Origin of the sequence: Isoptericola sp. b515 (assembly GCF_030588125.1) — a bacterium.
GTDB lineage: Bacteria > Actinomycetota > Actinomycetes > Actinomycetales > Cellulomonadaceae > Isoptericola > Isoptericola sediminis.
Window position 1 is genome coordinate 1 of the sequence record NZ_JAUQYR010000004.1, and the last position, 25,372, is coordinate 25,372.

Genomic DNA, 25,372 nt, shown 5'->3' on the forward strand with positions numbered 1-25,372 from the left:
CACTTCGACTCCCCGCCCGCCTGCCCCGCGCCGGGACACGGGTCGGCGGGGGCCGGGATATCCCGGCCCGCGCCGATTCTTGCGGTCCTGCCGACTTCCGGGGAGTCCTGTGACGTGCCTGGACGTCCGCACGACGGCGCTCCGGTCGCCGGAACCCGTTGTCCCACCTAGCGTGGACAGGGCTGTTGCCCTCGGCGACGGCACCTCGACCGACCACGGAGGACGACCATGGCCGACAAGACTGCCTTTCCCCGCCAGCAGCAGGACCCGCCCGGCTGGACCCGGCAGATGGACCCCGTGCCCGACCACGGCGAGGAGTCGTACCAGGGCAGCGGGAAGCTGGCCGGCCGGTCCGCGCTGATCACCGGTGGCGACTCCGGCATCGGCCGCGCCGTGGCGATCGCCTTCGCCCGGGAGGGTGCCGACGTCGCGATCAGCTACCTGCCCGAGGAGCAGGAGGACGCCGACGAGACGGCGCGCTGGGTGCGCGGGGCGGGCCGCAACGCGGTGATGCTGCCCGGCGACCTGACCGACGAGGCCACCGCGCGGGCGCTACCCGGCCTGGCCGCCGACGAGCTCGGCGGGCTGGACGTGCTGGTGAACAACGCCGGCTTCCAGATGGCCCGGCGGGAGTCGTTCGAGGACGTCACCACCGATGAGATCGACCGCGTCCTCAAGACCAACCTCTACGCCCTGATGTGGGTGACGCAGGCGGCGCTGGAGCACCTCAACGAGGGGGCGAGCATCATCAACAACTCGTCCATCCAGGCCTACCAGCCGTCGACGTCGCTGGTGGACTACGCCTCGACCAAGGCGGCGATCAACAACATGACGGTGAACCTTGCCGCCGAGCTCGGGCCCCGCGGGGTGCGGGTCAACGCGGTGGCGCCCGGTCCCATCTGGACGCCGCTGCAGCCGGCGACCCAGCCCCCGCACAAGCTGGAGAGCTTCGGCCAGGACACCCCGCTGGGCCGGGCGGGCCAGCCGGCCGAGGTCGCGCCCGCGTTCGTCTACCTGGCGTCCCCGACGGACTCCAGCTACGTCTCGGCCACCGTACTGGGAGTCACGGGCGGCAAGCCGGTGTTCTAGTCGGCGGATGCCGGTCCGCGGCGCGGGACGCCAGGCGGTGACGGACGTCGCACCCGGCGGGATTTCGTGGATGCGGACCTGTTCGGTATCCTCGTATGGCCGGTTCGTCCGGCGAAGGTAGCGTGTCCGAGCGGCCGAAGGTGCAGCACTCGAAATGCTGTGTGGTTCATAGCCACCGTGGGTTCAAATCCCACCGCTACCGCCCTCCGAAGGGCCCCTGACCAGGTGAGACACCGGTCCGGGGCCCTTCGTCGTTCCCCGTACTCCGTTTTCACTCCGGTTTGCCTTCCGGGATGCCTGACGCCGCGGCCTGGGTGACGAGCTGATCGATCACCGTCCGCAGGTCCGGCGCCACGTGGGTCCGCTTCACGTAGTGCCGCACGGTGGTGCCCTCGTCGGCGTGGCCGAGCAGCGCGGTCGCGTTGGCGATGGTGGTCGAGTTGGCGACCTGGGTGGCCACGGTCCGGCGGAAGTCGTGCGGGGTGACGACGACGGCGTTGCCGGCCTGAGCCTCGCGGAGCTGGTCGCGGATCCGGCTGGGGGAGCGCGGCGTGCCCCGCGTCGAGGGGAACACCAGGGCGTCCGGCCCGCCGTCGAGGCCGAGGTTCAGCGACTCGGTGATCGCCGCCACCACGAAGGCCGGCAGGGTGATCGTCCGCCGCGAGGAGTCCGACTTCGGCTTGGTCTGGCGCATCAGCCGGCCCTCGACCCGGACGACCGTCCCGGTCACGGTGAGCGTCGGGACGTCGGCGTCCAGGTCGAGGTCGGCCTCCCGCAGCGCCAGGCACTCGCCGATCCGCAGACCGGTACCGAGCATCGTGTCCACGATCTGCGGCAGCAGGGTGATGTTCCGTCGTCCGCGAACCCGGGCGGGGCGGTCCTCCCAGGCGCGGACGGCCTTGCGCAGCAGGGCGATGTCCTCGAGCCCGAGGGTGCGGACCTCGGCACGCTGGGGCTTGCGCACCGTGACTGCGTCGCGGACCGGGTTGAACGACGCCGCCCCGTAGCGGACGCACATCATCATGACCTGCGACATGACGTTGCGCGCCTGCCGGGCGGTGTCGTACTTCCGGGCACCGCTGAGCGCCATGAGCACGCGGTTCACGGCCACCGGCGTCACCTCGCGGACGCGCAGGGCGCCGAAGGCCGGCCGGAGGTCGCGTTCCAGCACGCCGAGATACGTCGTCAGCGACTGCGGCGTGATCTGGCCCTCGACCCGCTTCTCGGAGACCCACTGGTCGAACACGACCCCCATGCGCGTGTCCGGCGTGATCGTCGCCCCGCCGTCGGCGACGCCCTCCGTGCTCGCACGATGCAGTTTGTCCTCGAGACGCCGCTGAGCCGCCGCGCCCGACGGACCCCGGGACTCGTACTTGTGGAGGACGCCGGCGAAGTCTCGGAACTGGGCCTGAGCCCGCCAGACGCCGGGGGACAGCTCCCTGCGGCTGATGTTCCCCCAGCGGCCCGGCTCGATCGGCTTGCGCGGCACGGATCAGCCCACCACGCGGTTGTCGGTGACCCGGTCCAGCCAGGCCTCGACGTCGTCGGGGCGGTACCGGAGCCGGGCGCCGACCCGCAGCACCGTGGGGCCGCCGCCGCGGCTCGACCACGCGTACACGCAGTGCAGGGTCACCCCCAGGTAGTCGGCCAGCTCCTCCGGCGTCATCAGGCGCCGGCGGCGGGTGGGGCTGTCGGTCTGGGGCACGTTCGTGGTGCTCATGATGCTTCCTCCTACGTCGTTGTGGTGGAGCTGCTGATCGCTTGTCTTGAGCCGAGCGCCGAACCGAGGACGTGCGACGAAAACCCTCGCCCGGGCTCTAATCGGTGGACTAGCCTCGGGCCAACCCGCCCAAGGCGTGCCCAACCGGTAAAGGTGCGTCCCGCCCGCAGTCTGGAGAGGGTGGCAGCCCGTTCGAGCCGGGCCGGGTCCAGAAGTCCCTCACGCTGCGGGCGTGATCGGGGCTTCACCCTCGCGGGTGCGCGCCTTCCACTGCGCGTACTCGCGAGCTCGCGCGGCTGCGGCGTCGGCCAGGGCCTTGTCGCCGGGGTTGGTCCATCCGGTGCCCTGGTAGGTCCAGGAGCCGACGACAAGCGTGGTCTCCTCGTCCTCGGACAGCAGGCGGTTCTCGAGGTCTGCGGTGTCCATGGGTGTGCCGTCGCGGTCGGCGTCGGCCTTGAGCCGCTGGAACCGCATCCTCGCGCGGCGTAGGCGTCCGAGCGGGATCGAGTAGCGGCGCGACTTGCTGGAGAAGTGCCCGCGGAAGCCGAGCATGTGGGCCCACTTCGCCAGGAGCCGGTACGGGCTGTCGGCGCACTGGCCGCAGACGCATCCGGCGTCGTCCTCGGGGTCCGGGCCGGCGAGGCCCCGGCAGGCGGTGTCGGCGCGCTCGGCGAGCCACCGGCAGGTGCGGATGAGCCGGCGGTGGTGCGGGCGTGGGGCTGACGGGTCGGTGCCGGTGCCCTTGGTCGAGTACTTCGCGAGGTAGCCGGCCACCTGTTCGGGGCGCAGATCGTCCGAGCCCTCGTCGTTCTCCGGCACGCCAGAGCGCACGCACCGCACGTCGAGCTGCTGACCGAAGCGCAGCACGCGCGGGACGTCCGCACCGTCGACCGGAGGTGCCGTGACGGAGACCGCCCGCGCAGCCTCTCGGACCGCTTCACCGAGCACCGCGCCGGGAAGCGGAGCGGCCGAGCCGGGCCCGTCGGGGCCGTCGAGTCGGATGAGGGCGTGGAAGTGCACGAGCCCGCGCACCTGGTACTCGGCGACCTTGGCGAACTGCACCGAGGCGACGTCGCGCAGCGCCGACTCCCGCACGCCCAGAGCTTCGGCGACCTGGCGACGCATCGCGATGGTGAACCGCCGCCACAGCTCCGGGGCGTGCCACTGCCACACGACGGCGGACTTCCAGTCGTAGCAGGCGTCGCACAGCGGACCGCCGACGGCGGGGTCGTGCTCGGAGTGCTGCGCGGTGCAGGAGCGCGGGACGCCGTGCGGGCAGGTGCCTCGACCGTGGGGCCGGCAGCGGCCGGCGCCGCCGTTCTTGGAGCGGGCGCCGTGCACGTGCCCGAACGACGGCGCGGTGAGCGTCGCGAAGACGAGCGGGTTGTCCGCCACCTCTGCCGGGACGGTCTTGCCGCCCAGGAGCCCGGCGCGGATCATCTCGAAGGTGTCGCGGGCGTAGACCCGGGAGCAGGCCGGGCAGACGGACTCCCGGCGGTTGCCGCACGCCCGATAGAGGACGCCGAGCGGGGCGTCGGCGGAGCTGAACTCGGCCAGGACCTCGCCTGTTGCGGCGTCGATGGTGGTCGACGAGCCCTTGAGTCGGATCGGGTGGGAACAGAAGCCCACCCGGGCAGCGGCCTCGGAGAAGGCGCCGACGGTGCGGTCACTCAGCCGGGCGGTGATGCCGGCGACGCCGGCGGGGGAGAGGTCCCCGAGGTCGAGCGGGGCGTCCTGCCCGAACCCCGGGAACCCTCCCGTGATGGTGTGCACGTCACTCACCGCAGGCCCCCGACGCGGCAGGCTGACGGGCAGCGCGGGGCGTGCGCGGCTTCCGTGGGCGCGGAGCGGGTTCGTTCCCCGCGGGACGTGCCGTGCCGGTGTTGGTGGACGCCGTTCCGGACGAGACGTCGACCGGGGCCACGTTCTCCTCGTCCACTGGGGCGGAGTCCGGAGCCTCGTCCACCTGCGGCGATGCCACCTCGAGCTCGTGCCGGTCGGGTGCAGGGTAGGTGTCCGCCACCATCCGGATGAAGGTGTCCTCCCAGAAATCGGCCCGCACTCGCTCCACGTGACCGTCGTCGGCCACCACGTACCCGGTGCCCGGGTGGGCTGGGCTGATCTGGTGGGCCGGTGCGACGTCGGCCATGCCCTCGCCGAGCACCATCGACGTCTCGGACGCCGAGCGCAGCCGTAGCGCGACGGTCTGCGTGAACAGCCCACGCATCCCGACGGTCTCCTTGCGCGGGTCTTGGACGAATGCGGCCACGACCACGCCGAGCGCACGCCCCTGGGTGAGGATGCGCCGCAGCAGGTCCGACGCCTCGCCCTGGACCTTCTTGGAGGCGTAGGCCGTCAGCACCGCGAGCTCGTCGATCATCAGCACGTGCACCGGGTCCCCGGGCGACGGCTCGAAGTCCCGAGTCCGGCCGTACATCTCGCGCTGGCGGCGGTCGACGACGGCGAGCAGGTCGCGCAGCGCCTCGATGGCCCGGTCCTCGTTGGTGGCGACCCGGTAGAAGGCACCGTCGCCCATGCCGATCTCGATTCCGCCCTTGAGGTCGATGCCCCACAGCCGGACGAGCCGCGCCTCCACGGCGGGTGCGAGGTTGCCGGCGATGCCCCAGAACACCGAGCCCTTACCGGACCCGGAGCAGCCGACGACGAGCGTCTGCCGGCCACGCAGGGTGAGGCGCCACCGAGACCCGTCCTGGGTCCGGCCGAGGTCTACACCGTGCGGGTCGGCGCCCTCCGGGATGGTCGCGTAGAGCGGCTGGTCGAGCAGGTCCGCCATCGTCAGTACGACGTCGAGCACGCGGGGCCGGATCCGCTGGCTGGTCGAGCTCTCGGCCTCAAGCGAGGTCTCGATAGCCGGCACTGCCTTGCGAAGGTCGTCGAGCGTCTGCCCGGCGCGAGCGCGGATCCGGATGCGGAGCGTGTTGCCGCGAGCCCGGACCCGCACCAGCCGGGGAACGATCCGGTAGTCCTCGACGACGCGACTGGCCAACCCGCAGGCGCAGGCCAGATCCTTCCAATGCCGGCGGACGTGGCGACGCCAGCCGAGGCGCCGCAGCGGACCGCCGAGCAACGGCTCGTACGACATCGGGCTGAAGGCCGCCCAGAGCGCCCGGAACAGGTTCCAGGCCGGGCCGGAGACGAGGGCCGCGACGCTGAGCAGGTCGTGCCCCATGATGCCGAGCACGCCGTAGGCCATCATCGACGCGATGAGCCACCAGTAGCCGCGGGCGGTCCACCGGAGCGCCAGCCACAGCGCTGACAACACCCGGCGGACCGCCTGCCAGAGTCGCGACGTCATCACGCCGCAGCCTTCGCGGTGGACTTCGCGCCCTGGTTGGCCTGACCCGGCGCGACCATCTCGGACGCGCGGAACGACCAGGCGATCCGCGGGCGCATGCCGTTGTCGTCGACGTACGGCAGGGCCATGAGGCCGACGAACTCGACGGGCGTCCACGGGAAGCCGGACTTGTTCTCCGGCGGCACCGGCTGGTGCTTGGCCACGAACTTCACCGTGACGCCGATGTCCTTGCGACCGGCGTCCTCGTCACCGTCGATGACTACGCACTGCCACATCGGCAGGCCGGTCTCCTTGTCGAGCTGCTGCGGACGCGAGCCGTCCGGGCCGGCCGCCGCGTTGAAGTCCGCCACGGGCTCGACCTCCCCGCGCAGGAACGCGCCCTTGGGGAACGCCGTGGTGTGCTCGATCGGGAAGCGCTGCTTCAGTGCCATGATTGCTGCCTCTCGGTTGATGGCCCCTAAACCAAGACGGTCCACGACCGTCCCGTCGAAGCGAGGCCGGAGTTGATGGGTGCTAAACACGCTAGACCGCGACGCCGCGCTCGTCAAGCCAAGTCGAGGATGCCTAAACTCGACGGGTGATACTTCCAGACGACATCGAAGCGATCCGGCAGGAGCCTGACCCCATCCGGCAGGCTCAGCGCGCCGCGACGCTCCAGGCCGTCTACCAGCAGCACTCCACCGAGCTGGGAAGGCTGCGTCGCGCCGGCATGGAGCGCGCCCACCTCGAGAAGGGCATGTCGTACACCGAGGTGGCGAAGGCGCTCGGGATCACCAAGGGGCGCGTCACACAGCTCCGTTCGTCAGCCCCGCCCGCGGCACGTGCGCTGTTCGGCATCGGCCCCGTGACTGTGGTGCTGCCCGTGCGCTACCAGGTGATCGACCGCGAGCGTCCGCTCCTGGCATCGGAGGACGTGGCCGCTGGCGACCTCGCCAAGCAGCTGTTGGAGTCGTTCGGCTTTGCGACGCGCACCGCGCAGATCGGCCCGGACGACACGGACCTGCCGGATGGCGATCTGTTCGTCATATGTGGCCCGAAGTCCTCGCCTGCAGTCGCGCGGCTCCTCGACACCGACCCGCGGCTCACCATTTCGTATGACGACGAGGGCTGGTTCGTCGAGAACCGCGAGACCCAAGACCGACACCGCTCACCGAGCGACACTGACAACATCAGTGCTGACATCGCCTACGTAGCGCGCCGCAGTGATGGTGCCCGAACCATCACGCACGTTGCGGGACTCCACGCGATCGGTTCCCTGGGTGCGGTGGAGTACCTGACCGCTCGTGCCACCGAGCTCTACTGCGCCACTGCCGGCAATGACTTCTCGCTCCTGGTCGAGAGTCAGCACGACGGTCTCACGATCACCAGCGCCGCTCCTCTTGGTGACCCGCTGCGGTGGGACGTCTGATGCGTGTTGCGAAAGCGATGCTTCCCGATGTCTCGTCGTCTCAGGACCGCATTCTCACGACCCCGACTGCCGTCATCGTCCTCGACGGGGCATCTGCCTTCGTGCCCGTTGCGGTCTCGCCGGCTACCTACGTCGACACACTTGGACGCTTCCTCGTTGAAGGTCTTTCGGCTGAACCAGAGATCGGACTTCCCAACCTGCTGGCAGAGGCGATCAGTCAGTCGGCCTCCCTGCTCGGCCTAAGCCCAGGCTCCTCGCCGTCGAGTACCGTCGCCATCGCTCGCGAGGACGGGCACGGGCTCGACCTGCTGGTCCTGGGGGACAGCCAGATCGCGACTCCCCACGGCATCTACGTCGACAACCGCCTCGCCCATTTCGCGCAGCCGCAGCGAGACGCGTACCGGGATCGCCTAGCTGCCGGCCACGGGTACGACGGGACTCACCGCGAACTGCTGAGGGCGCTACAGACTGAGCAGGCGCGACACCGCAACATCGATAGCGGCTTCTGGATCGCAGAGGCAGCCCCCGCAGCGGCATACCACGCCATCACGCTGCGTGTAGATCTCAACGCCACACCCTGGCTAGTCCTGGCAACCGATGGTGCCTACCGGCCGATGAGACACCTCGGTCTTGACGACTGGGCGGCTATCGCTGCCAGGGACGGTGTCGGCCTTGGCGGCCTCCTGAAGGATCTGGACCGCTGGGAGAAGCAGGACGACCCGGACGGCCTGGCCCTTCCCCGCGCGAAGCGACACGATGACAAGGCCATCGCTACCCTACGGTACGTGACCAGTTAGATGCGTTTGGGCAATAGAATCAGCCATACCGGCGGTGGACGAGCCGAGCTCGCCGCTTCGGATGGGGGCCGAACTCAGGGCAGTGAGTTCACCCGGAGTCAGTGAAGCCTCCGTCGGGCGGGGTACGCGTGGTTCGAATACCGGAATCACGAAGCACGAGAACAGCGTCCGTCATCGGCCCAGGAGCGGCGCCAGCAGGGACAACAAGTTCACCATCCGAGATCACGGGTTTCGAAAAACTCAAGTTGCCAGATGACAGCGTGCACGAGCTGAGATCTAGGCGCCCTCCAGTCATCTCCAACTGATCTAGGTGAACGTCGCTCCCGGATATTTCGACACCGCGCAACGCGAATTCGCCGCCAGTCACCCGAGCATCATCAACGGCCAATTCGGTACCTGCAAGTTTGACGGGTTCGCGACTCCAGGGAATCGCCGATATTGCAAAACTGCCGCCCGCAATGGACATACCGTTACACCATATGTGTCCCGCGAGGTACTCGCCACCTTCGAGCACAACTTCAGTCCCAGAAAGTATCGATCTACTGAATGCAATAGACGAATCTTTGGTCATCTTTGGCCCAGATATTTGGAGAGTGCCGCCAGATAGGTCCGATTCCACGAAGCTAATACTTCCACCGCTTCCACGAGGGCCAAGGGTGCGTAGTGATCCGCTCTTCAAGACCACCCCCTGAAAATTTATGTCCGTACCATCGACGAAATCTCCGTAAAGCGTAATCTCGGACTCGTCAATGATCGAATACTCGAAACCCAGGCGTCCGGCGTAGACGGCACCGAGGAAGGAGCCCACTGATCGTCTCCAGGTGGTTTCTGAAAAGCCGCATTCGCCTAAAAATAGGCAGTCATCAAACCTGACGTTACAGTCCGTGAAGTCCGCTCCATCAAAAGATTCGTCTTCAAACACCGCACCAGTGAAATCTAGAAAAGCTCCATTCCAACTTACGTGGGCACCTTCCCAGAGGCGCTCCCGTAGGATTTGAACCACGCTAGATCGGACCTGCGCCTCACTTGCCGACCCCATTGTGTCCCGCTCGCTCTGATCGCCCCAATTGAGAACCTCCCATGGTCGGGGACGCCCTCGATATTTGCCCTTGAGGGACGGTATCTGCCCATTTGGGCGGTAGGGCATCCGAAGGTATGCGCAAAGCACATCGATGCAAGATTGCCTGCCCTTAGACCAGTCGTCTGCTAATCCCGCCATGGAGTATACGCCGGCCAGGCGGATGGCAGGTCTATCAGAGCCTATTTGATCTGAAGCGCGGGCGAATCTTTCATTGAAAAGCCGTGTCTGATCTCGGGCGGCGCTTTGTTCCTGGCGCCGATGCTCGGCTTCGCCGAGATGCTGCTTGCGGTAGGCGACAACCAGGGCAACGCTTCCGCCAACGCCGATTACAAGGCCGCCTGCAAACTTGAGGGCGTCAAACGTGGTGGCAATGGAGAGAATGTCGATCTGTTCGATGCGGGGTTCTCCTGCCGCGCGCCAGACGACCCAGAGGACTGCTGCCGCACCGAGGGCTGCAGCGACTACCACGAGCACCACGCTCCATGCGAGCCCAATGCGGAACGGTGCGTGGCTTCTGCGGCCGGTGGGCGTGTCGTTCGGGCGTCCGCCCCTCAGATCGTTCACACCTGAAACGTACCGGTTGAGATGCCGACCCACATGTTCTGCTCGTGGATTCAGCCATGGGGACAGGGCGAGAACTGTTCCCTAGGTGCATTGACCCAGCAGGTTGTTGACATAGCGAGAGACCTCTGGGTCGAGTGGGAGCTGTCTATCAACCCGGCTCGTACCAACGGAGGTCTCTCGTGTCACACGCTAACGCCCGCCTGACGCCTGCTGGAAGACTCACGATGGTGCGGCGGATCGCGGCAGGACGCCCGGTGGCGCATGTGGCCGCGGTGTTGGGTGTTTCGCGCACCACGGCGTGGCGGCGGTGGCGCCGCTACCAGGAGCAGAGACGGGCAGCGGTGATGGATCGGTCCTCACGGCCGCACTCGTGCCCGCATCGCACCAGCGCGCGCGTGGAGGCCGGGATCCGGACCTGGCGGCACCTGGCCCGCCGTGGCCCGGTGGACCTGGCTCGCCGGGTCGGGGTGCGGGCCTCCCGGGCCGGACTGCGACCACTGCCCATGAATCGCCGGGTTGCACCGTGATCTCACCCGCTGCATCGGACACGGAGGCGGTTCGACGGTGCAGAATGAGGCATGCCAGAACCCATCGTCACCGACACGCAGCCGCAGGGCCTTGAGGAGAAGGTCTACCTGCCGACCGCGCCGCTGCTGACCCATTTTGTTGGGCGACCGCGCGGACCCGGTGCGGGCGGGCAAGCCCCACCTGCTGTGCAAGCCTTGCCCGCCGAACAGATGCTGAGCAACATCGTCCTGGGTGCGCTCATTCGCGGATTCTACGTGTCAGGGTCCGGCAACAGCCGCGTCGTATGCGCTTCGGATATTTCTCCCGCCGAGCTGCGCTGGGCCTTTCACCAGGGACTCAACACGCGGGGGCGGTACGAGCCGTGGGCTGTCGTCCTCGACCGGACCGCCATGTGGCAAGCCGGGATGCGCCCCGTGCTTTACGTCGAAGACGAGATGGAAAACCAGTTCCGACAGTCGACGGGCGAGATCCGCGGCCCGGAATGGGCGGCGCTCGTCGTCCGAACCAGCCTGGGGCAGACCGGACGCAGCGACTGGACCCACGAACGCGAATGGCGCTACTGCTTCCAAGGAGACAGCACGAACCCATCGCTAGACATTCGCACCGCCGTTAAAGCCGTCGTCACCGGCACGCGGGGATGGAAGCCCAACCGCACGTCCGTGTTCGACCCCGAGGTCAACCTCACCTACAGCCCGAACTACTCGTTCGAGCGGTGGTTCTGGAATGGATCGCGGCTGGTCAAGGACGGCACTGTCACCGTCGCCACGCCGTCCCAGGACGAAGAGGACGAGGAGGAGCGCCGCCGCCAGGATGAAGACGACCGGCTGTTGCGCGAACATCTCGGCCTCGAATGAGCCCTGGTTCCAGCACTGGGACAGGCGGCGCGGCGTTGGACGTCATCTCAGCCTGCCTATCGTCGGTGAGGACTTTCTCTACTGACTCAAGGCGCGGCTTCGCCGCGCGGGCGTCCGGTCAGGTGGGGCCTGCGTCGCGGGGCCCCGCGCTCCGCTCGCACGCTCGCTCCGCGCACCCCACGCCGCAGGCCCCACCTGACCCACCGCCTGCCCTACGACGAAGGCGGCCCCGATGAGTTCCGGAGCCGCCGGGTTGTCCTGCGCTGACCTTCTGGTTGGCCGTCAGACTCCGCTCATGGCCGGGCTTCTGGCCCCAGCAGGCCGCCCGAGAGCGAGCTTCGCCCTGACGGATAGGCACCCGTGGTCGCTTCCGATACGCTGCGCGCACGCGACGCCGGTTCGCGAAAGGGAGCACAGTCATGGATGACGAGGATTACGTCGAGACGCAGTACAGCGAAGCCGCGAAGGCCGAGTATCGGCGCCGCGCTGACGAGTTCCTGGCGGCTCTGCGCGAACACGTCGAGCTCGTGCTGACGCGCAAGGGTCGCGAGCGCGAGATTCCCGAGTACTTCGGCTCCACGACGAACCTTGAGAACGCGGCGGAAGCCTTCAACGACGCGGAGTTCGATTGGTGTGGCTCGTTCCCGCTCGCCCTCGCATCGACGGAAGACGATGACGACGACCTGGACGAGGAGGAAGAGCCGGAACGCCCACTCAACCCGGTGGTGACGATGGTCGGCCGCTGGGACTTCCGCGTCACTGACGAGGATGCACTCATCGAGTCCGGCCGCGCTGCCTATCTCGACGCGTGGCCCGATGAGGATCGAGAGGATGCCGAGGCCCGGGTCCAGTCCCTCGTCGCTGCAGCAGCCGAAGTGTCCCACCGCGGCGGGCCCGGGGCCCTGAAGATTGCCGATGGACTGGAGCCTGAGCGTGCAACTTTTGAGTTCGTTCTCCACGAAGGTGGTGATGACGACGAGTTCGACGACGACCCCTTCGCGATCGTCCACCGCTCTTGATCGCCCCCGGCCTGCATGCCGCCGTGGAGAGCTAGCCCCTCTCGCCACGCTGCCGTAGACATGAGTGCGGTCACGGCCCCGCACCGATCGCCGAGCATCCGACCGGCTCCGGCCCGCGTCAAGGGCGCCTGCGGCGTCGCTGCGCGATGGCCTGCGGCCACCCTTGACCCGGACCTCCACCGGCCTCTGGTGCTCCGCTATCGGTACGGCGCCTCGGAGTGTCCCCGCCCGGAGGGGTGCCGAGAGGTCTCCGGATTGCCTCCGCTTTCGTCGCCGGATCGGTCCCCACGGGTGCAAGGACGTCCAGCGGGCCGAACCGCGAAGGGCCAGGTCACGTGCCAGAAATGCCCAGCCGAGCAGGGTGAGCCAACGCGCCGTTTTCAAGCCCACCGCTACCGCCCTCCGAAGGGCCCTCCATCCGCAGCATCTGTGGATGGAGGGCCCTTCGTCGTTCCCTGCCGAGAGTTCACCGCTCACCGAGCGACATCATCGGCTGCCGTGCAGGTGACTCGATCTCGCTGCCGGTTCGCGGAAGGCCCTCACGCCGAGGACTGGCGAGTGCCTTCGGCGGGCCTGCCGCGCCGTACGACGCGGCACAGTGACTCAGCAGGATGCGGCGTCGTACGTCGCCGACACGACCCCCATGCCTTCGACGTCGACCTCCACCTCGCCTGCGTCGATCTGCGCCTCCCGAGTCGTGAATGCCTGGTAGGCCCAGGCCCCCGGGGCCACGTCCTCGACGTCTCGTGTCCCGTAGGGCGTGACCAGGCGCATGTCGAGCGCGCCGTCGCTCGTGTTCTTCGCTCGGACGGCGACGGCGGCCGTTCCACCCAGGCACGCGGACCGCGCTGTCACGTCGACGGGCACCTCGGCGGGACGCCCGAAGATGTCGATCTCGGCGACGCTGGTGTATTGCAGGCCGTTGGCCGATCCGGTGGCCAGGAGCCTGACGTAGCGCGCGGTGCCGGGCTCGAGCTCGACGTGGTCCGGAGCTGCCGTCCCGTTGAACTCGCCGGATCCCACGGTGGTCCAGGAGGCGCCGTCGAGGCTGGTCGCGATCTCGTAGGTGGAGATCCGGCCGTTCGTCCCGCCGTCCTGACGGGACAGGTGCCGCAGACCGTCGATCTCGTACTCACCACCCAGGTCGATGGTCAGTTCGTGGGGCAGGGGAGCGATGCCGTCGGAGTAACGGGAGTGCCAGATCGTCCCCCTCTCTCCGTCGATCGCTCGAGCAGCGGCACCGTTCTCGAGAACGGTCTCCTCGCTGTCGGCCGTCGCGCTCCAGCCGGTCTTGTCCAGCGGGGACCGGGACGGCTCGCTCGGTGTCGGCTCCTCGTCGCTCGCGACCGCCTCGAGGATCACGACCTCGTAGGGGTCGAGCTCGAGCCGGTACTCGGCACCTGCGCCGGCGACGAATCCGTCGTGCACCCCGTCGCGATCGGAGAAGGCGTAGGTGTCAGCGGCGCCGGCGGGCGGGTCGAACACCTCCACGACGTCGATCGCGAACTCCTGCGGGTATCCGGCCGAGTTCCGCAGCATGAGCATGCCCTGATCCGGAGTGGATCCCGTGCTTCCCGGCGCCCATGCCGCAGTGCCGTAGACCCCGCCGTACGCGGCGTCGCCGCCGACCCAGTGCGTGTCCGCCAACAGGTTCTCGTGGTCGCGTGCCCACCGGGCATTCTTGGCGAGCTCGTCCCAGAACCACTCGGCGCCCGGCTGGTCGGGCCGCACCATGGTGTTCCGGACGTACAGCTCCTGCAGGCCGAGCCCCAGGGCGAAGTAGGCCCGCATGTCCTCAGCCACCTCGTCGCGGACCAGCGGGTCCGACAGGTCGGTGCTCATGGGGACGCCGCTGAGGTCGGTGAAGGTGAGCCCGTGGTTCATGAGGGACGGCACGGGGAACAGCGGGTTCTCGTCCACGATGTTCCGATACGTCTCCGAGTCGCGGTAGTTCACGGACTGCTGGCGAGGGCTGCCCTGACCCGACTGTCCGTAGTCCGAGCCGTCGCGCCAGATCGAGTCGGCGTACCAGAGCCAGTAGGGGGAGCCCCACGTGCCCACCGTCGCGTTGATCCAGACCTCCGATTCGTGCTCGCGCAGATCCGTCATGAGGTCCAGCAGCGCCTCGTAGTCCCCGAGGTACTCCGGGTTCGGGCCCGACTGACGGATTCCGCCTCCGATGCCGTCGAACTTGAACCCGCGCACCCCCTGGTTGTCGACCATGTCGAAGATGACCTCGCGGAAGCGCTGGCTGTAGCGCTCGCCGCCCAGCGCGAAGTACCCGCTGTCGTTGGTCTCCAACCGCTCGTCGGCCGGCTTGCTCGCGTTGAGAGCGCGGCGGTTGACGGAGCTGAGGCCGTACCCGCCGTACGGTGACATCCACACGGACATCGACGCGTCGAACGTCGACGCGATCTCCTTCTGGGGGGCGAAACCGTCGGGGAACTCGGTGGGATCGAAGTCCCAGACCGCGAGATCGGACTCGTCCTCCACGGCGGGTGACCGCACGTAGTCCCACCCGTCGTCCACCCAGAAGCTGTCGATGGTCGCACCACGACTGGTCAGCTCGCTGCCGAAGAGAGTGATCGCCTCGTTGAGCTCGTTCGCGTCGATGACCTCCGACGGGGGCTTCAGGTCGAGCCAGCTCTGGTAGTGGAGGAACGTGCGGCGCGCGTGGACGCGCTCGCGCTCGACGTAGTGGCGAAAGGCGCGCCGCAGCTGACCCTGCGGCACCGTACCGATGCTGGTCGTGTAGCTGATCTCGGTGTCCGGGACGAGCGGCGCGGAGCGTGGGACGTCGATGCGCAGCTTCCCGCTCTCGACGACCGGTCGCGACATGGGGTTCTCCACGCCGACGAAGAACGTCTCGTGTCCCGGCTCGCCGATGACGACCGGGCTCCCGTCGTCCTCGCCCTCGACGCGCGCTCCTGGCCAGTCCGCGTCGACGAGGTCGACGGAGGTGACGTCGAACGACCCCCGGACGTCGCTCAGCGTGAAGCGCTGCCCCACGGTCGCCGATCCGTCCCGCAGCGAAGCCGCCCAGGTCAGGTCGACGCCGTTCCCCGAACCGTCGTCGTACCGGAACGTCGCCGTGATCTCGACACCACCGTCGCGTTCGGCCCAACGCGCCGCGTCGGCGGACGGGGTCAGCTCGCGCACCGTGGGGCCGTCGATCCGCGTCATGGCGCCGTCAGAGATCTTCGTTCCGTCAGCCAGATGCAGCGTGAGGAGGCTCGACGCATCGATGGCGGCCGCGTGGCCGGTCGCCACGTGCTCGAGCGCGGACAGGCGAGCGGTGTCGCCGCCGAACGACCACGTGACGGAGATCGCGTCGTTGTGGAGCGTGAGGTCGGTGCCGGACTCGTCGATCTCGGCGGCGCCCGGGGGCGCCCCTGGATACCTCGAGGGTGTGTCCACCGGCTGCAGCGAGGCCGGATCGGTGACCTCGGACGCGGTCGCGACCACCGGGGCCACGGCGCCGGCCATCGCGACCGCCAGGGTTCCCAGGACGGCCCCGACCGTGCGGGAGGTGCGGGTGACTGACTCCGACGTCATTGACGGACTCCAATTGATTTGGCGTTGATTCGATCACAAACTGTCACACGCCATCGGTGCTGTCCAGAGGCGTTTCGCGCCGCGGACCGACGAGAGCCGGCCGGGCCCGCTCAGCTGCACGGCCAGCAGGCCGCGCGATCTTGCCACTGGACGCACGACTCCGTTGCATGCTTGAATCTGATCCGAACGAGCAAAAAACGTTCATGATCCATCAGTAGGGATGGCAGGTCCGTCGCTCTGTGGCGGGCACGGCAGGATCGCCCTCGATGCAACGACGCGGAGGATTCAAGGATGAATAACACGATGATGCGGCCGACGGCGACGCGGCCACGACGGTTCATGACCGTGGTCGCGGGCATGGCCCTGACCGGACTGGCGTTGTCGGCGTGCGGCTTCGGGACGGAGACCGGCGACGCCGAGGAGGGTGACGGAACCGCCCTCGACCTGCTCGTCCCGACCTACTCGGACCAGACGAAGTCGCTGTGGGAGGACGTCATCAGCGACTTCGAGGCCGAGAACCCGGACGTCTCCGTCAATCTCGAGGTCCAGTCCTGGGACAACATCAACGACGTGGTCCGCACCAAGGTGCAGTCGGGCCAGGCGCCGGACATCCTGAACATCGACGCCTTCGCCGGGTTCGTCGAGGACGATCTGCTCTACCCGGCCGCCGACGTGCTCTCCCCGGAGACCGTCGACGACTTCCAGGCGTCGTTCGTCGACAACGCCTCCATGGGCGGCACCCAGTACGGGATGCCTCTCATCGCATCGGCCCGGACGATGTTCTACAACAAGGACCTCTTCGAGCAGGCGGGGCTCGACCCCGAGAACCCGCCGGCGACCTGGGACGAGCTGCGCACGGCGGCCGACGCGATCTCGGCTCTGGACGGCGGGATCTACGGCTACGGGCTCCCGCTCGGGTCCGAGGAGGCCCAGGCCGAAGCGGCGATCTGGTTCTTCGGCAACGGCGGCGGGTACGGCGACTCCGAGGCGATCACCGTGGACACGCCCGAGAACGTCGAGGCCGCCGAGTTCTTCCAGGGACTCGCCGTGGACGGCCTGACGCAGCCCGACGCCGGAGCGACGGACCGCACCCCTCTCCTGGACGTGTTCGTCCAGGGCAAGATCGGCATGATCGTCGGCCTGCCGCCGACCATCGGCCAGATCGCCGACAAGAACCCGGAGCTCGACTACGGCACGGCGCCGGTGGCGACGGCGGACGGCATGCCGGTCACTCTCGGTGTGGCCGACCACCTGATGGCCTTCAAGAACGACGGCGACAAGAGCGAGGCCATCACCGCGTTCCTCGACCACTTCTACGCGGCGGACGTCTACGGTCCCTGGGTCGACGCCGAGGGATTCCTGCCGGTGACGAAGTCCGGCAGCGAGCAGCTGGCTGACAAGGAGAGCATCGCGCCCTTCCTGGACCTGCTGCCGGACGCACAGTTCTACCCGTCGACCAACCCGCAGTGGTCGGCCACCCAGGGTGCCGTCCAGTCGCTGATCGGCCAGATCCCGCAGGGCTCCGACGCGCAGGAGGTCCTCTCCGAGATCCAGGCCAAGGCTGACGAGTCCTGACGTGCCGGGGGTGGCGTGCCCGCGCCACCCCCGCACGCTCGCCCGACACCTCACCGCCATCGAGGACTTGACATGACCCACACGACTCTCCATCAGGAATCCCGGCCACCGGGCGCGTCGCGACCGCCGACGACGGACGAGCCGACGGCGGATCCCGTCGACCGTTCACGGCGGACCTTCCGGGACACGCTCTCCGCTCTTCCGTGGATCGGCCCCAGTCTCGCGTTGATCTTCCTGATCGTGCTCTTCCCCGCGGGGTACATGATCTACAACTCCACCCGAGAGATCTCCCAGTCGGGGGTGGACCGCGGAGCTGTCGGTCTGGCCAACTACCTCGACATCTTCGCGAACAGCGCGCTGCCGAGAGTCCTGCTCAACACCGTGGTGTGGGTCGTGGTCGTCGTCGCTCTGACGGTCGTGCTGTCGTTGGCGTTGGCGAACTTCCTGGACAAGCAGTTCCCCGGCAGACAGCTCGTGCGGCTGGCGGTCATCGTCCCGTGGGCCGCGAGCGTCGTCATGACGTCGACGGTGGTGTATTACAGCCTCCAGCCCAACTACGGGATCGTCAATCATTTCCTGGCGGACATCGGCATCCTCGACGTCGGTGACTACGGATTCACGCGCAACGTGGTTCCTGCATTCATCGTCGCCATTCTTGTCGCTGTCTTCGTCTCTCTGCCGTTCACGACGTACACGATCCTCGCCGGGCTCCAGTCCATTCCGCACTCGATCGTCGAGGCGGCACGGATGGACGGCGCCGGGCCCGTCCGAACCTATTTCTCCGTGATACTTCCCCAGCTGCGGCCCGCCGTCGCCGTCGCGACCATCATCAACATCATCAACGTCTTCAACAACGTCCCGATCATCCGCATCATGACCGGCTCCATCCCGGGCTACGACGCCGACATCACGACCACCCTGATCTTCAAGCTGATCCAGACCGACCGGCGCGTCGACCTGGCGTCCGCGCTCTCGGTCGTCAACTTCGCGATCGTCGTCCTGGTCATCGTCGCCTACATGCGGATCGTCAAGCCGATGAAGGGAGTGGACGAGTGAGCACCGGTGTCGCCGCTCCTGCCACGGCAGCGCAGCTTCGCAAGACGTCCCGATACCGCGACGGCGGTCCCGGGGCCGGGGGTTCGGTCATCGGCCGGGTGGTGGCGGGCGTCGTCATCATCGGGGTCTTCCTGGTCCCGTACGGGATCATGCTCTTCGGGTCGCTCAAGGCCAGGTCGGAGATCCTCGGGATCCCGCCGACGTACCTGCCGCAGGAGTGGTACCCGTCGAACTACGTCTCGATGTGGTCCACCCCGGAGACCCCGCTGCTGCAGAACCTCATCTCGACGGTCGTCATCTCGGTCTGTGCCACGCTCCTCGTGCTCCTCGTCGCCGTTCCCGCGGCGTACTACACGGCCCGGTACCGCTTCCCTGGTCGTCTCGCGTTCTTGTTCCTGGTGCTGGTGACGCAGATGCTCCAGCCGGCGGTCCTCGTGGCCGGCCTCTTCCGCCAGTTCCTCACGATCGGCATCAACGACACGTGGATCGCGATGATCCTGGTGAACTCGGCCTTCAACCTCGCCTTCGCCGTATGGATCATGCACAGCTTCTTCGCCAGCGTTCCGCGGGAGGTCGACGAAGCGGCCCAGATCGACGGAGCGGGACGATGGACGGTCTTGTTCAGGGTGAATCTCCCGCTGGTATGGCCCGGCATCGTCACAGCGGTCATCTTCACCTTCGTGGCCGCGTGGAACGAGTTCGCGGCATCGCTGGTCATTCTGTCGACCGCAGGAAACCAGCCCTTGTCGGTGGCGCTGACGAAGTTCATCGGACAGTACGACTCGGCGTGGCAGTACGTGTTCGGCGTGTCCATCGTGGCTATCGTCCCCGTGATCATCCTCTTCGCGCTGATCGAGAAGCGCCTCGTAGGAGGCCTGACCGCAGGGAGCATCAAGTGACGACCGACGATGCACGACACGAGCACGACCGGACCGAGGACCCCGAGGGGATGTCCAAGTCCGTCCGCTGGGAACGGCTGCTGGCCCTCCTGGCGGATCGCACACGACTGTCCGTCACCGAGGTGGCCGAGGAGTTCGGCATATCGGAGTCGACGGTCAGACGTGACTTCGACCAGATGGCGGGACGCCAGCTGGCGCACAGGACCCACGGCGGTGTGGTCGCCGCATCGGTCGCCTACGGGCTGCCGCGCCGGTTCGGGCGACAGCTGGACGCGAAGCAACGCATCGCCGACGCTGCCGCCAACCTCGTCCTCGCACGGCATCCTGCGCCGGTGGTGGGACTGAACGGCGGGACGACGACCAGTCTCGTCGCCAAGGCGCTCGGCGAGCACTCCGAGGACACCACCGACGGGGTCCGGCAGCCGACGGGACATGCCATGACCGTCGTGACCAGCGCGTTGAACATCGCGACGGAGATGGTGCTGCGTCCGCACGTGCGGACCGTCTGCCTGGGGGGTACGGCACGGGCGCAGTCCTACGAGCTCACCGGCCCCGCCGCGATCCAGATGGCGAGCACGATGTGGATCGACGCGCTCGTCCTGGGGATGCTCGGCATCGACGCGGCCGCCGGCCTGACCTGCGGCGAACCCGAGGAAGCGGGCGTGACGACGGCCCTCGTGTCGCGTTCCCGTGAGGTGATCGCCGTCGGCACGTCCGACAAGATCGGCGTCCGCTCCTTCGCACAGATCTGCGAGATCGGTCGGGTCGACACGCTCGTCACCGACTGCGAGGCCACCGAGGAAGCCTTGGCGCCCCTGCGTGACGCGGGCGTCGAGATCGTGACGGTCTGAACCGTCCGAACGACCGTGGTCGGCGGGTGCCGATCACTACTGAGAAGAGAGGCAAGCCCACGATGAGTTCCACCCATGTCGGCGCTGAGATCGCCAGCCAGCCGCAAGCCTGGCGTCAGGCAGCCGCGCTCGCCCATGAGCGCATGACGGACCTGCCGCAGCGTGGCGAGCGTGTCGCCGTCGTCGGCTGCGGGACCTCGTGGTTCATCGCCCAGGCCTACGCCGCCCGTCGCGAGGAGATCGGGCACGGCGAGACGGATGCCTTCGCCGGGAGCGAGTTCCCGGCAGGACGGCTCTACGACCGCGTCGTCGCCATCAGCAGGTCCGGGACGACGACCGAGATTCTCGAGCTCCTCAGAACGCTGCGCGGGAGGCTTCGCACCGTGGCGATCGTCGGCGATGCGGCGTCGCCCTGCGCGCTCGCCGCCGACGACGCCGTCGCGATGCCGTTCGCGGACGAGAAGTCGGTCGTGCAGACGCGATTCGCCACCAGCGCGCTGAGCCTTCTGCGCGCGGGTCTCGGGGAGGACGTCGAGCCGCTGGCCGAGGCAGCGGAGTCCGCGGTGACCTGGGCCGTGCCCCCCGGCCACCTCGAGCGTCAGCAGTTCACCTTCCTCGGGCGCGGCTTCGCCGTCGGGCTCGCGAACGAAGCCGCTCTCAAGATGCGCGAGGCTTCGCTCGCCTGGGCCGAGTCCTACCCGGCGATGGACTATCGGCACGGACCGATCAGCGTCTCGGACGGGTCCAGCATCGTGTACCTCGTCGGAGAGGGCGCCCTGGATCTCGTCGAGGACGTGGAGCGCACGGGCGCCCTGGCGGTGCCCCTGCGCGAGGACCCTCAGGTCGCGCTCGTGCGGCTGCAGCGTCTCGCCGTGGCCAACGCGGTCCACAAGGGTCTCGACCCCGATGCGCCCCGACACCTCACCCGTTCCGTGATCCTCGATGCGCGGATCGCATGACCGGGCCCTCGGAGTCCACCGACACACGGCCCGTCGTCATCGCGCTGGACGTCGGGGGGACGGACATCAAGGCGGCGCTCATGGACGCCGACGGCGTCCTGCACCAGCAGGTCTCCTCGACGCGCGCTGAGCAGGGCGCGGGGGCTGCCGTCGAGGCCGTGCTGGAGGCGATCGCCTCCGTGCGGGCACGCGTGCCGCGGGGACGCCGGATCGACGCCGTCGGGCTCGCCGTCCCCGGAACCGTCGACGAAGCCCGTGGCGTCGTCGCGAGCGCCGAGAACCTGGGCTGGACCGACCTCCCGCTGAGGTCGCTCGTCGAAGAGGCCACAGAGTTACCCGTGGGTTTCGGGCACGACGTCCGTGCAGGCGGCCTGGCCGAGTGGGAGCTCGGGGCAGGACGCGGTGCCCCGGATCATGTCTACCTCTCGGTCGGCACGGGCATCGCGGCGGCGCTGATGCTCCGCGGTGACGTGTACTCCGCAGGCGGCTGGGCCGGAGAGGTCGGGCACGGCGGGTCCACCACCGGGGAGGCTTGCTCGTGCGGTGGCCGAGGGTGTGCCGAGACGTACGCGTCCGCCGCCGGGATGGCTCGTGAGTACCGGCGACTGACCGGTGCCACGTCCGCCCAGGTTCCCGGTTCGTTGGAGGTGCTGCGCCGCGCCGAGGCCGGGGACCGGACCGCAGCAGCGGTCTGGGACCGCGGTGTCGACCGGCTCGGAGAGCTCGTCGCCGAGATGGTGCGTGCCCTGGGGCTGCGGACCGTGATCGTCGGAGGCGGGCTCGTTCGAGCCGGGCAGGCGCTCATGGAGCCGCTGGACGGCGCGGTGCGGCGCTACCTCACGCTGCATCCGGTGCCCCGCCTCGTGCCGGCGGCCCTGGGGTCCGCGGCAGGGACGCACGGCGCTGCCCTGTTGGCATGGGAGGCGGCACGGTCGGTACGGGCGCCGCTCTCGTCGAGCGGCCCCGGCAGGGCAGGAGACGTCGGTCTCGACGCCGCCGTGGGGCGCACCTCGTGAGCGCAGCGCTCGTCGCGGGCGTGCCACGATCCGTCGTGACACTCACTCCCAACCCCGCCTGGGACCTGACCTATCAGGTGGACCACCTCACGATCGGCGAGTCGGTCCGGGTGCACGCGCGGTCTGCGCGCGCCGGGGGCAAGGGTGTGAATGTCGCTCGGGTGGCCCGGACCCTCGGTGCCCGCAGCACCGCGGTCCTTCCGCTCGGTGGTGCGCTCGGCGGGCTGGTCGCCGACGACCTGCTCGAGGATCGCCTGCCGTCCTTGATCGTGCCGGTGGCAGGTCCGACCCGCCAGTCCGTCGCCATGGTGCCTCGTGACGGAGCGCATCCCACGGTGGTCAACGAGCCGGGCCCGGAGCTGGACGACGCGGAGTGGGCCGACCTGATCGCTGCCACCGTCCGGACCGTCGGAGAGGCCGCACCGGCGCCGTCGCACGTGGTGGTCGCCGTCTGCGGGTCGTTGCCTCCGGGCACGACCAAGGACCGCACCACCGACCTGGTGCGGTCGTTGCAGGCGACCGGGGCGCAGGTGTACGTCGACGTCTCGGGTCCGGCGCTCGGCTGGGCGGCGGAGGCCGGCGCCGACCTCGTCAAGCCGAATCGGTCGGAGCTCGCCGAGGCCACCGGGACGGACGACATGGTCCGTGGGGCCGCCGAGCTGTTGCAGCACGCACGGTCGGTCGTGGTCACGGACGGGGAGCGGGGCATGCACGCCTTCGTGGCCGGGCCGCAGGGGGCGAGACTCCTGGCGCACGCGCGACTCCCCGAGCCTGTGGTGGGCAACCCCACCGGAGCGGGCGACGCGGCGATGGCTGCGCTCGCGGCGTCAGGAGCCGCGCCGTGGCCCCGCCGCCTCGCTCTCGCCGTCGCCACGTCGGCGGCCGCCGTACTCCAGCCCGTCGCCGGCGCGGCTGATCCTCAGCACATCGAGACCCTGCTCGCCCGGGTCTCCACGACTACGGAGAAGTGAATGCCTCTCGTCACCACCGACCAGCTGCTCGAGCCGGCATGGCGCTCCGGCCGTGGGGTCGGCGCCTTCAACGTCATCCATGTCGAGCACGCCGAGGCGTTCGTCGCCGCCGCGGAGCGCGCCGGGACCGGCGTCGTGCTGCAGATCAGCCAGAACGCGGTTCGCTGGCACGGTGCGCTGGAGCCCATCGGCGCGGCGACCCTGAGCATCGCGAGGTCATCACGTGTGCCGACGGTCGTCCACCTCGACCATGCGGAGGACCGTTCCCTCGTCTCCGAGGCGCTCGAGCTGGGTTTCACGTCGATCATGTTCGACGGCTCGACGCTCGACTACGAGGACAACGTCGCGGCGACCGCCGAGGTCGTCGCGGAGGCGCGCTCCGCAGGTGCGGTCGTCGAGGCCGAGCTCGGCGAGGTGGGAGGCAAGGACGGTGTCCATGCTCCGGGTGTCAGGACGGATCCGTCCGAGGCCGTCGAGTTCGTGCGCGCGACGGGCGTGGACGCCCTGGCAGTGGCCGTCGGCACGTCCCACGCCATGACGGAACGCGTCGCGTCGCTCGACTTCGGACGCATCCGTGAGCTCCGCCGCGTCGTCCCGGTGCCGTTGGTGCTCCATGGTTCCTCCGGCGTCGCCGACGAGGACCTGACGCGCGCCGTCGAGTCGGGCATGACCAAGGTGAACGTCTCGACCCATCTGAACGCTGCCCTGACGGGTGCGCTGCGCGCGTTCCTGGACAGCCATCCCACGGTGGTCGATCCGCGCAAGTATGTCGGTGCGGGCCGGGATGCCGTGCAGACCGAGGTCCACAGACTTCTCGGTGTCCTGCGCGCGTGAAGAACGACGACGCGGGCGAGGCGACCGCCGACACCGAGGTGGTGGTCGGCCGGATCGTGACCCCGACCGACGTCATCGAGGACGGCGCCGTGCAGATCCGGGACGGTCGGATCCACTGGTGCGGACCGCGGACGGCACTGCCTGCTCGTGCAGGCGAGGCGCCGGTGCCCGATCCGCGGCCGGGCTCGACGGTGCTGCCCGGCCTCGTCGACCTCCACAACCACGGTGGCGGCGGGGCGAGCTTCCCCGACGCGGCGACAGCCGCTCGGGCTCGCCACGCCGTGACCGCGCACCTGCACCAGGGCACCACGAGCGTCGTCGCCTCGCTGGTGACGGCGCCCGCGGAGGTGCTCCGCGAGAGAGTGGCGCTGCTCGCCGATCTCGCCGACGCCGGCGAGATCGCCGGGATCCACCTCGAGGGGCCGTTCCTCTCACCCGCACGGCGTGGTGCCCAGAGCCCGCGACACCTGCGGGCGGGAGATCCGGACCTGGTCCGGGCGCTGGCGGCAGCCGCTCGTGGCCACCTGCGCACGATGACCGTCGCGCCCGAGATCGAGGGCGTCGTCGGCCCGGGCGGGGTCATCGAGACCCTCGTCGACCTCGGGATCCTGCCGTCGATCGGGCACACGGCTGCCGACACGGACACCACGGAGCGGGCCATCTCGACCGCTCGCGCGGCGCTGACCGCGGTGGGTCGCCGGGACTCACGCATCACGGCGACCCACCTGTTCAACGGGATGGAACCGCTGCATCACCGGTCGCCCGGTCCGGTCGCCGCGTGCCTTGCTGCCGCGGCACGCGGCGAGCTCGTCGTCGAGCTCGTCGCCGACGGTGTCCACCTCGCCCCCGGCATGGTTCGCGCCGTGTTCGACATGCTCGAGTGCGGGGCGGCTCGGGGCGGGGCCACGGCGCCGTCGGGAGCGATCGCCCTCGTGACGGACGCGATGGCAGCAGCGGGGATGGCCGACGGCAGCTACGAGCTCGGTCCGATGAGCGTGCGCGTCGTCGACGGCGCCGCGTGGCTCGCGGACGGCAGCTCCATCGCCGGCGGGACGAGCCGTCTGCTGGACGTCGTCCGCTCCGCGGTCGCGGCCGGTGCGGACCTGGTGGCCGCCGTGCGGGCAGCATCGAGCACGCCGGCGGACGTCCTGGGCCTGGCCGACGTCGCAGGGATCGTCGTCGGGCACCGCGCCGACGTCGTCGTGACCGACGGCGACCTCCGTGTCCGCCGTGTGCTGCGGGCGGGGAACGACGTCCTGCCCGTGCAGCGATGACCCGGG

22 protein-coding genes and 1 tRNA gene are annotated in these 25,372 nt (G+C 69.0%); 16 read left to right on the top strand and 7 right to left on the bottom strand.

Going from position 1 to position 25,372, the window contains the following annotated elements:
* Positions 1-228 precede the first annotated feature (228 nt).
* Positions 229-1,089, top strand: coding sequence for an SDR family oxidoreductase (locus Q6350_RS12005; RefSeq protein ID WP_304604580.1), 861 nt, complete (start codon positions 229-231; stop codon positions 1,087-1,089).
* Between the two features lie 116 nt (positions 1,090-1,205).
* A tRNA-Ser gene (locus tag Q6350_RS12010) sits at positions 1,206-1,291 on the top strand.
* Positions 1,292-1,360: 69 nt separating this feature from the next.
* Here Q6350_RS12010 and Q6350_RS12015 read toward each other — a convergent pair.
* The 5 genes from Q6350_RS12015 to Q6350_RS12035 form a co-directional block, all read right to left on the bottom strand.
* Positions 1,361-2,578, bottom strand: a complete 1,218-nt coding sequence (locus tag Q6350_RS12015) for a site-specific integrase (protein WP_305066277.1) — start codon at positions 2,576-2,578, stop codon at positions 1,361-1,363.
* Between the two features lie 3 nt (positions 2,579-2,581).
* Positions 2,582-2,809: a helix-turn-helix domain-containing protein gene (locus tag Q6350_RS12020; RefSeq protein WP_305066278.1), complete on the bottom strand. Its 228-nt coding sequence runs from the start codon at positions 2,807-2,809 to the stop codon at positions 2,582-2,584.
* A gap of 219 nt (positions 2,810-3,028) precedes the next feature.
* Positions 3,029-4,591, bottom strand: a complete 1,563-nt coding sequence (locus Q6350_RS12025; RefSeq protein ID WP_305066280.1) for a replication initiator — start codon at positions 4,589-4,591, stop codon at positions 3,029-3,031.
* Positions 4,584-6,125: an FtsK/SpoIIIE domain-containing protein gene (locus Q6350_RS12030; protein WP_305066281.1), complete on the bottom strand. Its 1,542-nt coding sequence runs from the start codon at positions 6,123-6,125 to the stop codon at positions 4,584-4,586. The genes Q6350_RS12025 and Q6350_RS12030 overlap by 8 nt, the downstream gene beginning before the upstream one ends.
* Entirely contained in the window at positions 6,125-6,556 is a 432-nt protein-coding gene (locus tag Q6350_RS12035; RefSeq protein ID WP_305066282.1) for a plasmid replication, integration and excision activator, read from the bottom strand. Before Q6350_RS12035 ends, Q6350_RS12030 begins: the two co-directional genes overlap by 1 nt.
* Positions 6,557-6,702: 146 nt before the next feature.
* Between Q6350_RS12035 and Q6350_RS12040 the strand changes: the two genes are divergently transcribed.
* Positions 6,703-7,533 carry a hypothetical protein gene (locus Q6350_RS12040; RefSeq protein WP_305066283.1) on the top strand — a complete coding sequence of 277 codons (831 nt, stop codon included), beginning with the start codon at positions 6,703-6,705 and terminating at the stop codon, positions 7,531-7,533.
* Positions 7,521-8,330 (top strand): hypothetical protein, encoded by an 810-nt coding sequence (locus Q6350_RS12045; protein ID WP_305066284.1) that lies wholly within the window; start codon positions 7,521-7,523, stop codon positions 8,328-8,330. Before Q6350_RS12040 ends, Q6350_RS12045 begins: the two co-directional genes overlap by 13 nt.
* An 88-nt stretch (positions 8,331-8,418) precedes the next feature.
* On the opposite strand, the gene Q6350_RS12050 is transcribed toward Q6350_RS12045, so the two are convergent.
* Positions 8,419-9,975, bottom strand: a complete 1,557-nt coding sequence (locus tag Q6350_RS12050; RefSeq protein ID WP_305066285.1) for a pentapeptide repeat-containing protein — start codon at positions 9,973-9,975, stop codon at positions 8,419-8,421.
* Between the two features lie 179 nt (positions 9,976-10,154).
* On the opposite strand from Q6350_RS12050, the gene Q6350_RS15355 reads away from it, so the two are divergent.
* From Q6350_RS15355 to Q6350_RS12060, 3 genes are all read left to right on the top strand, one after another.
* Positions 10,155-10,502 (top strand): leucine zipper domain-containing protein, encoded by a 348-nt coding sequence (locus Q6350_RS15355; protein WP_370375394.1) that lies wholly within the window; start codon positions 10,155-10,157, stop codon positions 10,500-10,502.
* Between the two features lie 51 nt (positions 10,503-10,553).
* Positions 10,554-11,357 (top strand): hypothetical protein, encoded by an 804-nt coding sequence (locus Q6350_RS12055; RefSeq protein WP_305066286.1) that lies wholly within the window; start codon positions 10,554-10,556, stop codon positions 11,355-11,357.
* Between the two features lie 419 nt (positions 11,358-11,776).
* A complete protein-coding gene (locus Q6350_RS12060) occupies positions 11,777-12,376 on the top strand; it encodes a hypothetical protein (RefSeq protein WP_305066288.1) in 600 nt (199 codons plus the stop codon).
* A 603-nt stretch (positions 12,377-12,979) separates the two neighbouring features.
* Here the strand turns inward: Q6350_RS12060 and Q6350_RS12065 are convergent.
* Positions 12,980-15,931 (bottom strand): discoidin domain-containing protein, encoded by a 2,952-nt coding sequence (locus Q6350_RS12065; RefSeq protein WP_305066289.1) that lies wholly within the window; start codon positions 15,929-15,931, stop codon positions 12,980-12,982.
* A 291-nt stretch (positions 15,932-16,222) separates the two neighbouring features.
* Here Q6350_RS12065 and Q6350_RS12070 point away from each other — a divergent pair, with 291 nt between their 5' ends.
* The 9 genes from Q6350_RS12070 to Q6350_RS12110 all read left to right on the top strand — a co-directional run bounded on the left by Q6350_RS12070 (position 16,223) and on the right by Q6350_RS12110 (position 25,366).
* Positions 16,223-17,506, top strand: a complete 1,284-nt coding sequence (locus tag Q6350_RS12070) for an extracellular solute-binding protein (protein WP_305066291.1) — start codon at positions 16,223-16,225, stop codon at positions 17,504-17,506.
* Between the two features lie 225 nt (positions 17,507-17,731).
* A complete protein-coding gene (locus tag Q6350_RS12075) occupies positions 17,732-18,562 on the top strand; it encodes a carbohydrate ABC transporter permease (RefSeq protein ID WP_304604565.1) in 831 nt (276 codons plus the stop codon).
* Positions 18,559-19,461 (top strand): carbohydrate ABC transporter permease, encoded by a 903-nt coding sequence (locus Q6350_RS12080; protein ID WP_304604564.1) that lies wholly within the window; start codon positions 18,559-18,561, stop codon positions 19,459-19,461. The genes Q6350_RS12075 and Q6350_RS12080 overlap by 4 nt, the downstream gene beginning before the upstream one ends.
* The gene (locus Q6350_RS12085; RefSeq protein WP_304604563.1) at positions 19,458-20,312 is read left to right on the top strand and encodes a DeoR/GlpR family DNA-binding transcription regulator; all 855 of its coding nucleotides are present in this window, start codon (positions 19,458-19,460) and stop codon (positions 20,310-20,312) included. Before Q6350_RS12080 ends, Q6350_RS12085 begins: the two co-directional genes overlap by 4 nt.
* A 62-nt stretch (positions 20,313-20,374) precedes the next feature.
* Positions 20,375-21,271 (top strand): SIS domain-containing protein, encoded by an 897-nt coding sequence (locus tag Q6350_RS12090; RefSeq protein WP_304604562.1) that lies wholly within the window; start codon positions 20,375-20,377, stop codon positions 21,269-21,271.
* Complete coding sequence (locus tag Q6350_RS12095; RefSeq protein ID WP_304604561.1) at positions 21,268-22,287, top strand: ROK family protein; 1,020 nt, start codon at positions 21,268-21,270, stop codon at positions 22,285-22,287. The genes Q6350_RS12090 and Q6350_RS12095 overlap by 4 nt, the downstream gene beginning before the upstream one ends.
* 35 nt (positions 22,288-22,322) lie before the next feature.
* Positions 22,323-23,258: a 1-phosphofructokinase family hexose kinase gene (locus tag Q6350_RS12100; protein ID WP_305066292.1), complete on the top strand. Its 936-nt coding sequence runs from the start codon at positions 22,323-22,325 to the stop codon at positions 23,256-23,258.
* Positions 23,259-24,092, top strand: coding sequence for a class II fructose-bisphosphate aldolase (locus Q6350_RS12105; RefSeq protein ID WP_304604559.1), 834 nt, complete (start codon positions 23,259-23,261; stop codon positions 24,090-24,092).
* Positions 24,089-25,366: an N-acetylglucosamine-6-phosphate deacetylase gene (locus Q6350_RS12110; protein ID WP_304604558.1), complete on the top strand. Its 1,278-nt coding sequence runs from the start codon at positions 24,089-24,091 to the stop codon at positions 25,364-25,366. Before Q6350_RS12105 ends, Q6350_RS12110 begins: the two co-directional genes overlap by 4 nt.
* Positions 25,367-25,372: the final 6 nt, after the last annotated feature.

Bases quoted from the DNA above. Each gene is read 5' to 3' on its own strand.
- Q6350_RS12005 (WP_304604580.1), top strand. From the start codon at position 229: ATGGCCGACAAGACTGCCTTTCCCCGCCAGCAGCAGGACCCGCCCGGC.
- Q6350_RS12020 (WP_305066278.1), bottom strand. From the start codon at position 2,809: ATGAGCACCACGAACGTGCCCCAGACCGACAGCCCCACCCGCCGCCGG.
- Q6350_RS12030 (WP_305066281.1), bottom strand. From the start codon at position 6,125: ATGACGTCGCGACTCTGGCAGGCGGTCCGCCGGGTGTTGTCAGCGCTG.
- Q6350_RS12035 (WP_305066282.1), bottom strand. From the start codon at position 6,556: ATGGCACTGAAGCAGCGCTTCCCGATCGAGCACACCACGGCGTTCCCC.
- Q6350_RS12055 (WP_305066286.1), top strand. From the start codon at position 10,554: ATGCCAGAACCCATCGTCACCGACACGCAGCCGCAGGGCCTTGAGGAG.
- Q6350_RS12060 (WP_305066288.1), top strand. From the start codon at position 11,777: ATGGATGACGAGGATTACGTCGAGACGCAGTACAGCGAAGCCGCGAAG.
- Q6350_RS12065 (WP_305066289.1), bottom strand. From the start codon at position 15,931: ATGACGTCGGAGTCAGTCACCCGCACCTCCCGCACGGTCGGGGCCGTC.
- Q6350_RS12070 (WP_305066291.1), top strand. From the start codon at position 16,223: ATGAATAACACGATGATGCGGCCGACGGCGACGCGGCCACGACGGTTC.
- Q6350_RS12090 (WP_304604562.1), top strand. From the start codon at position 20,375: ATGAGTTCCACCCATGTCGGCGCTGAGATCGCCAGCCAGCCGCAAGCC.
- Q6350_RS12095 (WP_304604561.1), top strand. From the start codon at position 21,268: ATGACCGGGCCCTCGGAGTCCACCGACACACGGCCCGTCGTCATCGCG.
- Q6350_RS12105 (WP_304604559.1), top strand. From the start codon at position 23,259: ATGCCTCTCGTCACCACCGACCAGCTGCTCGAGCCGGCATGGCGCTCC.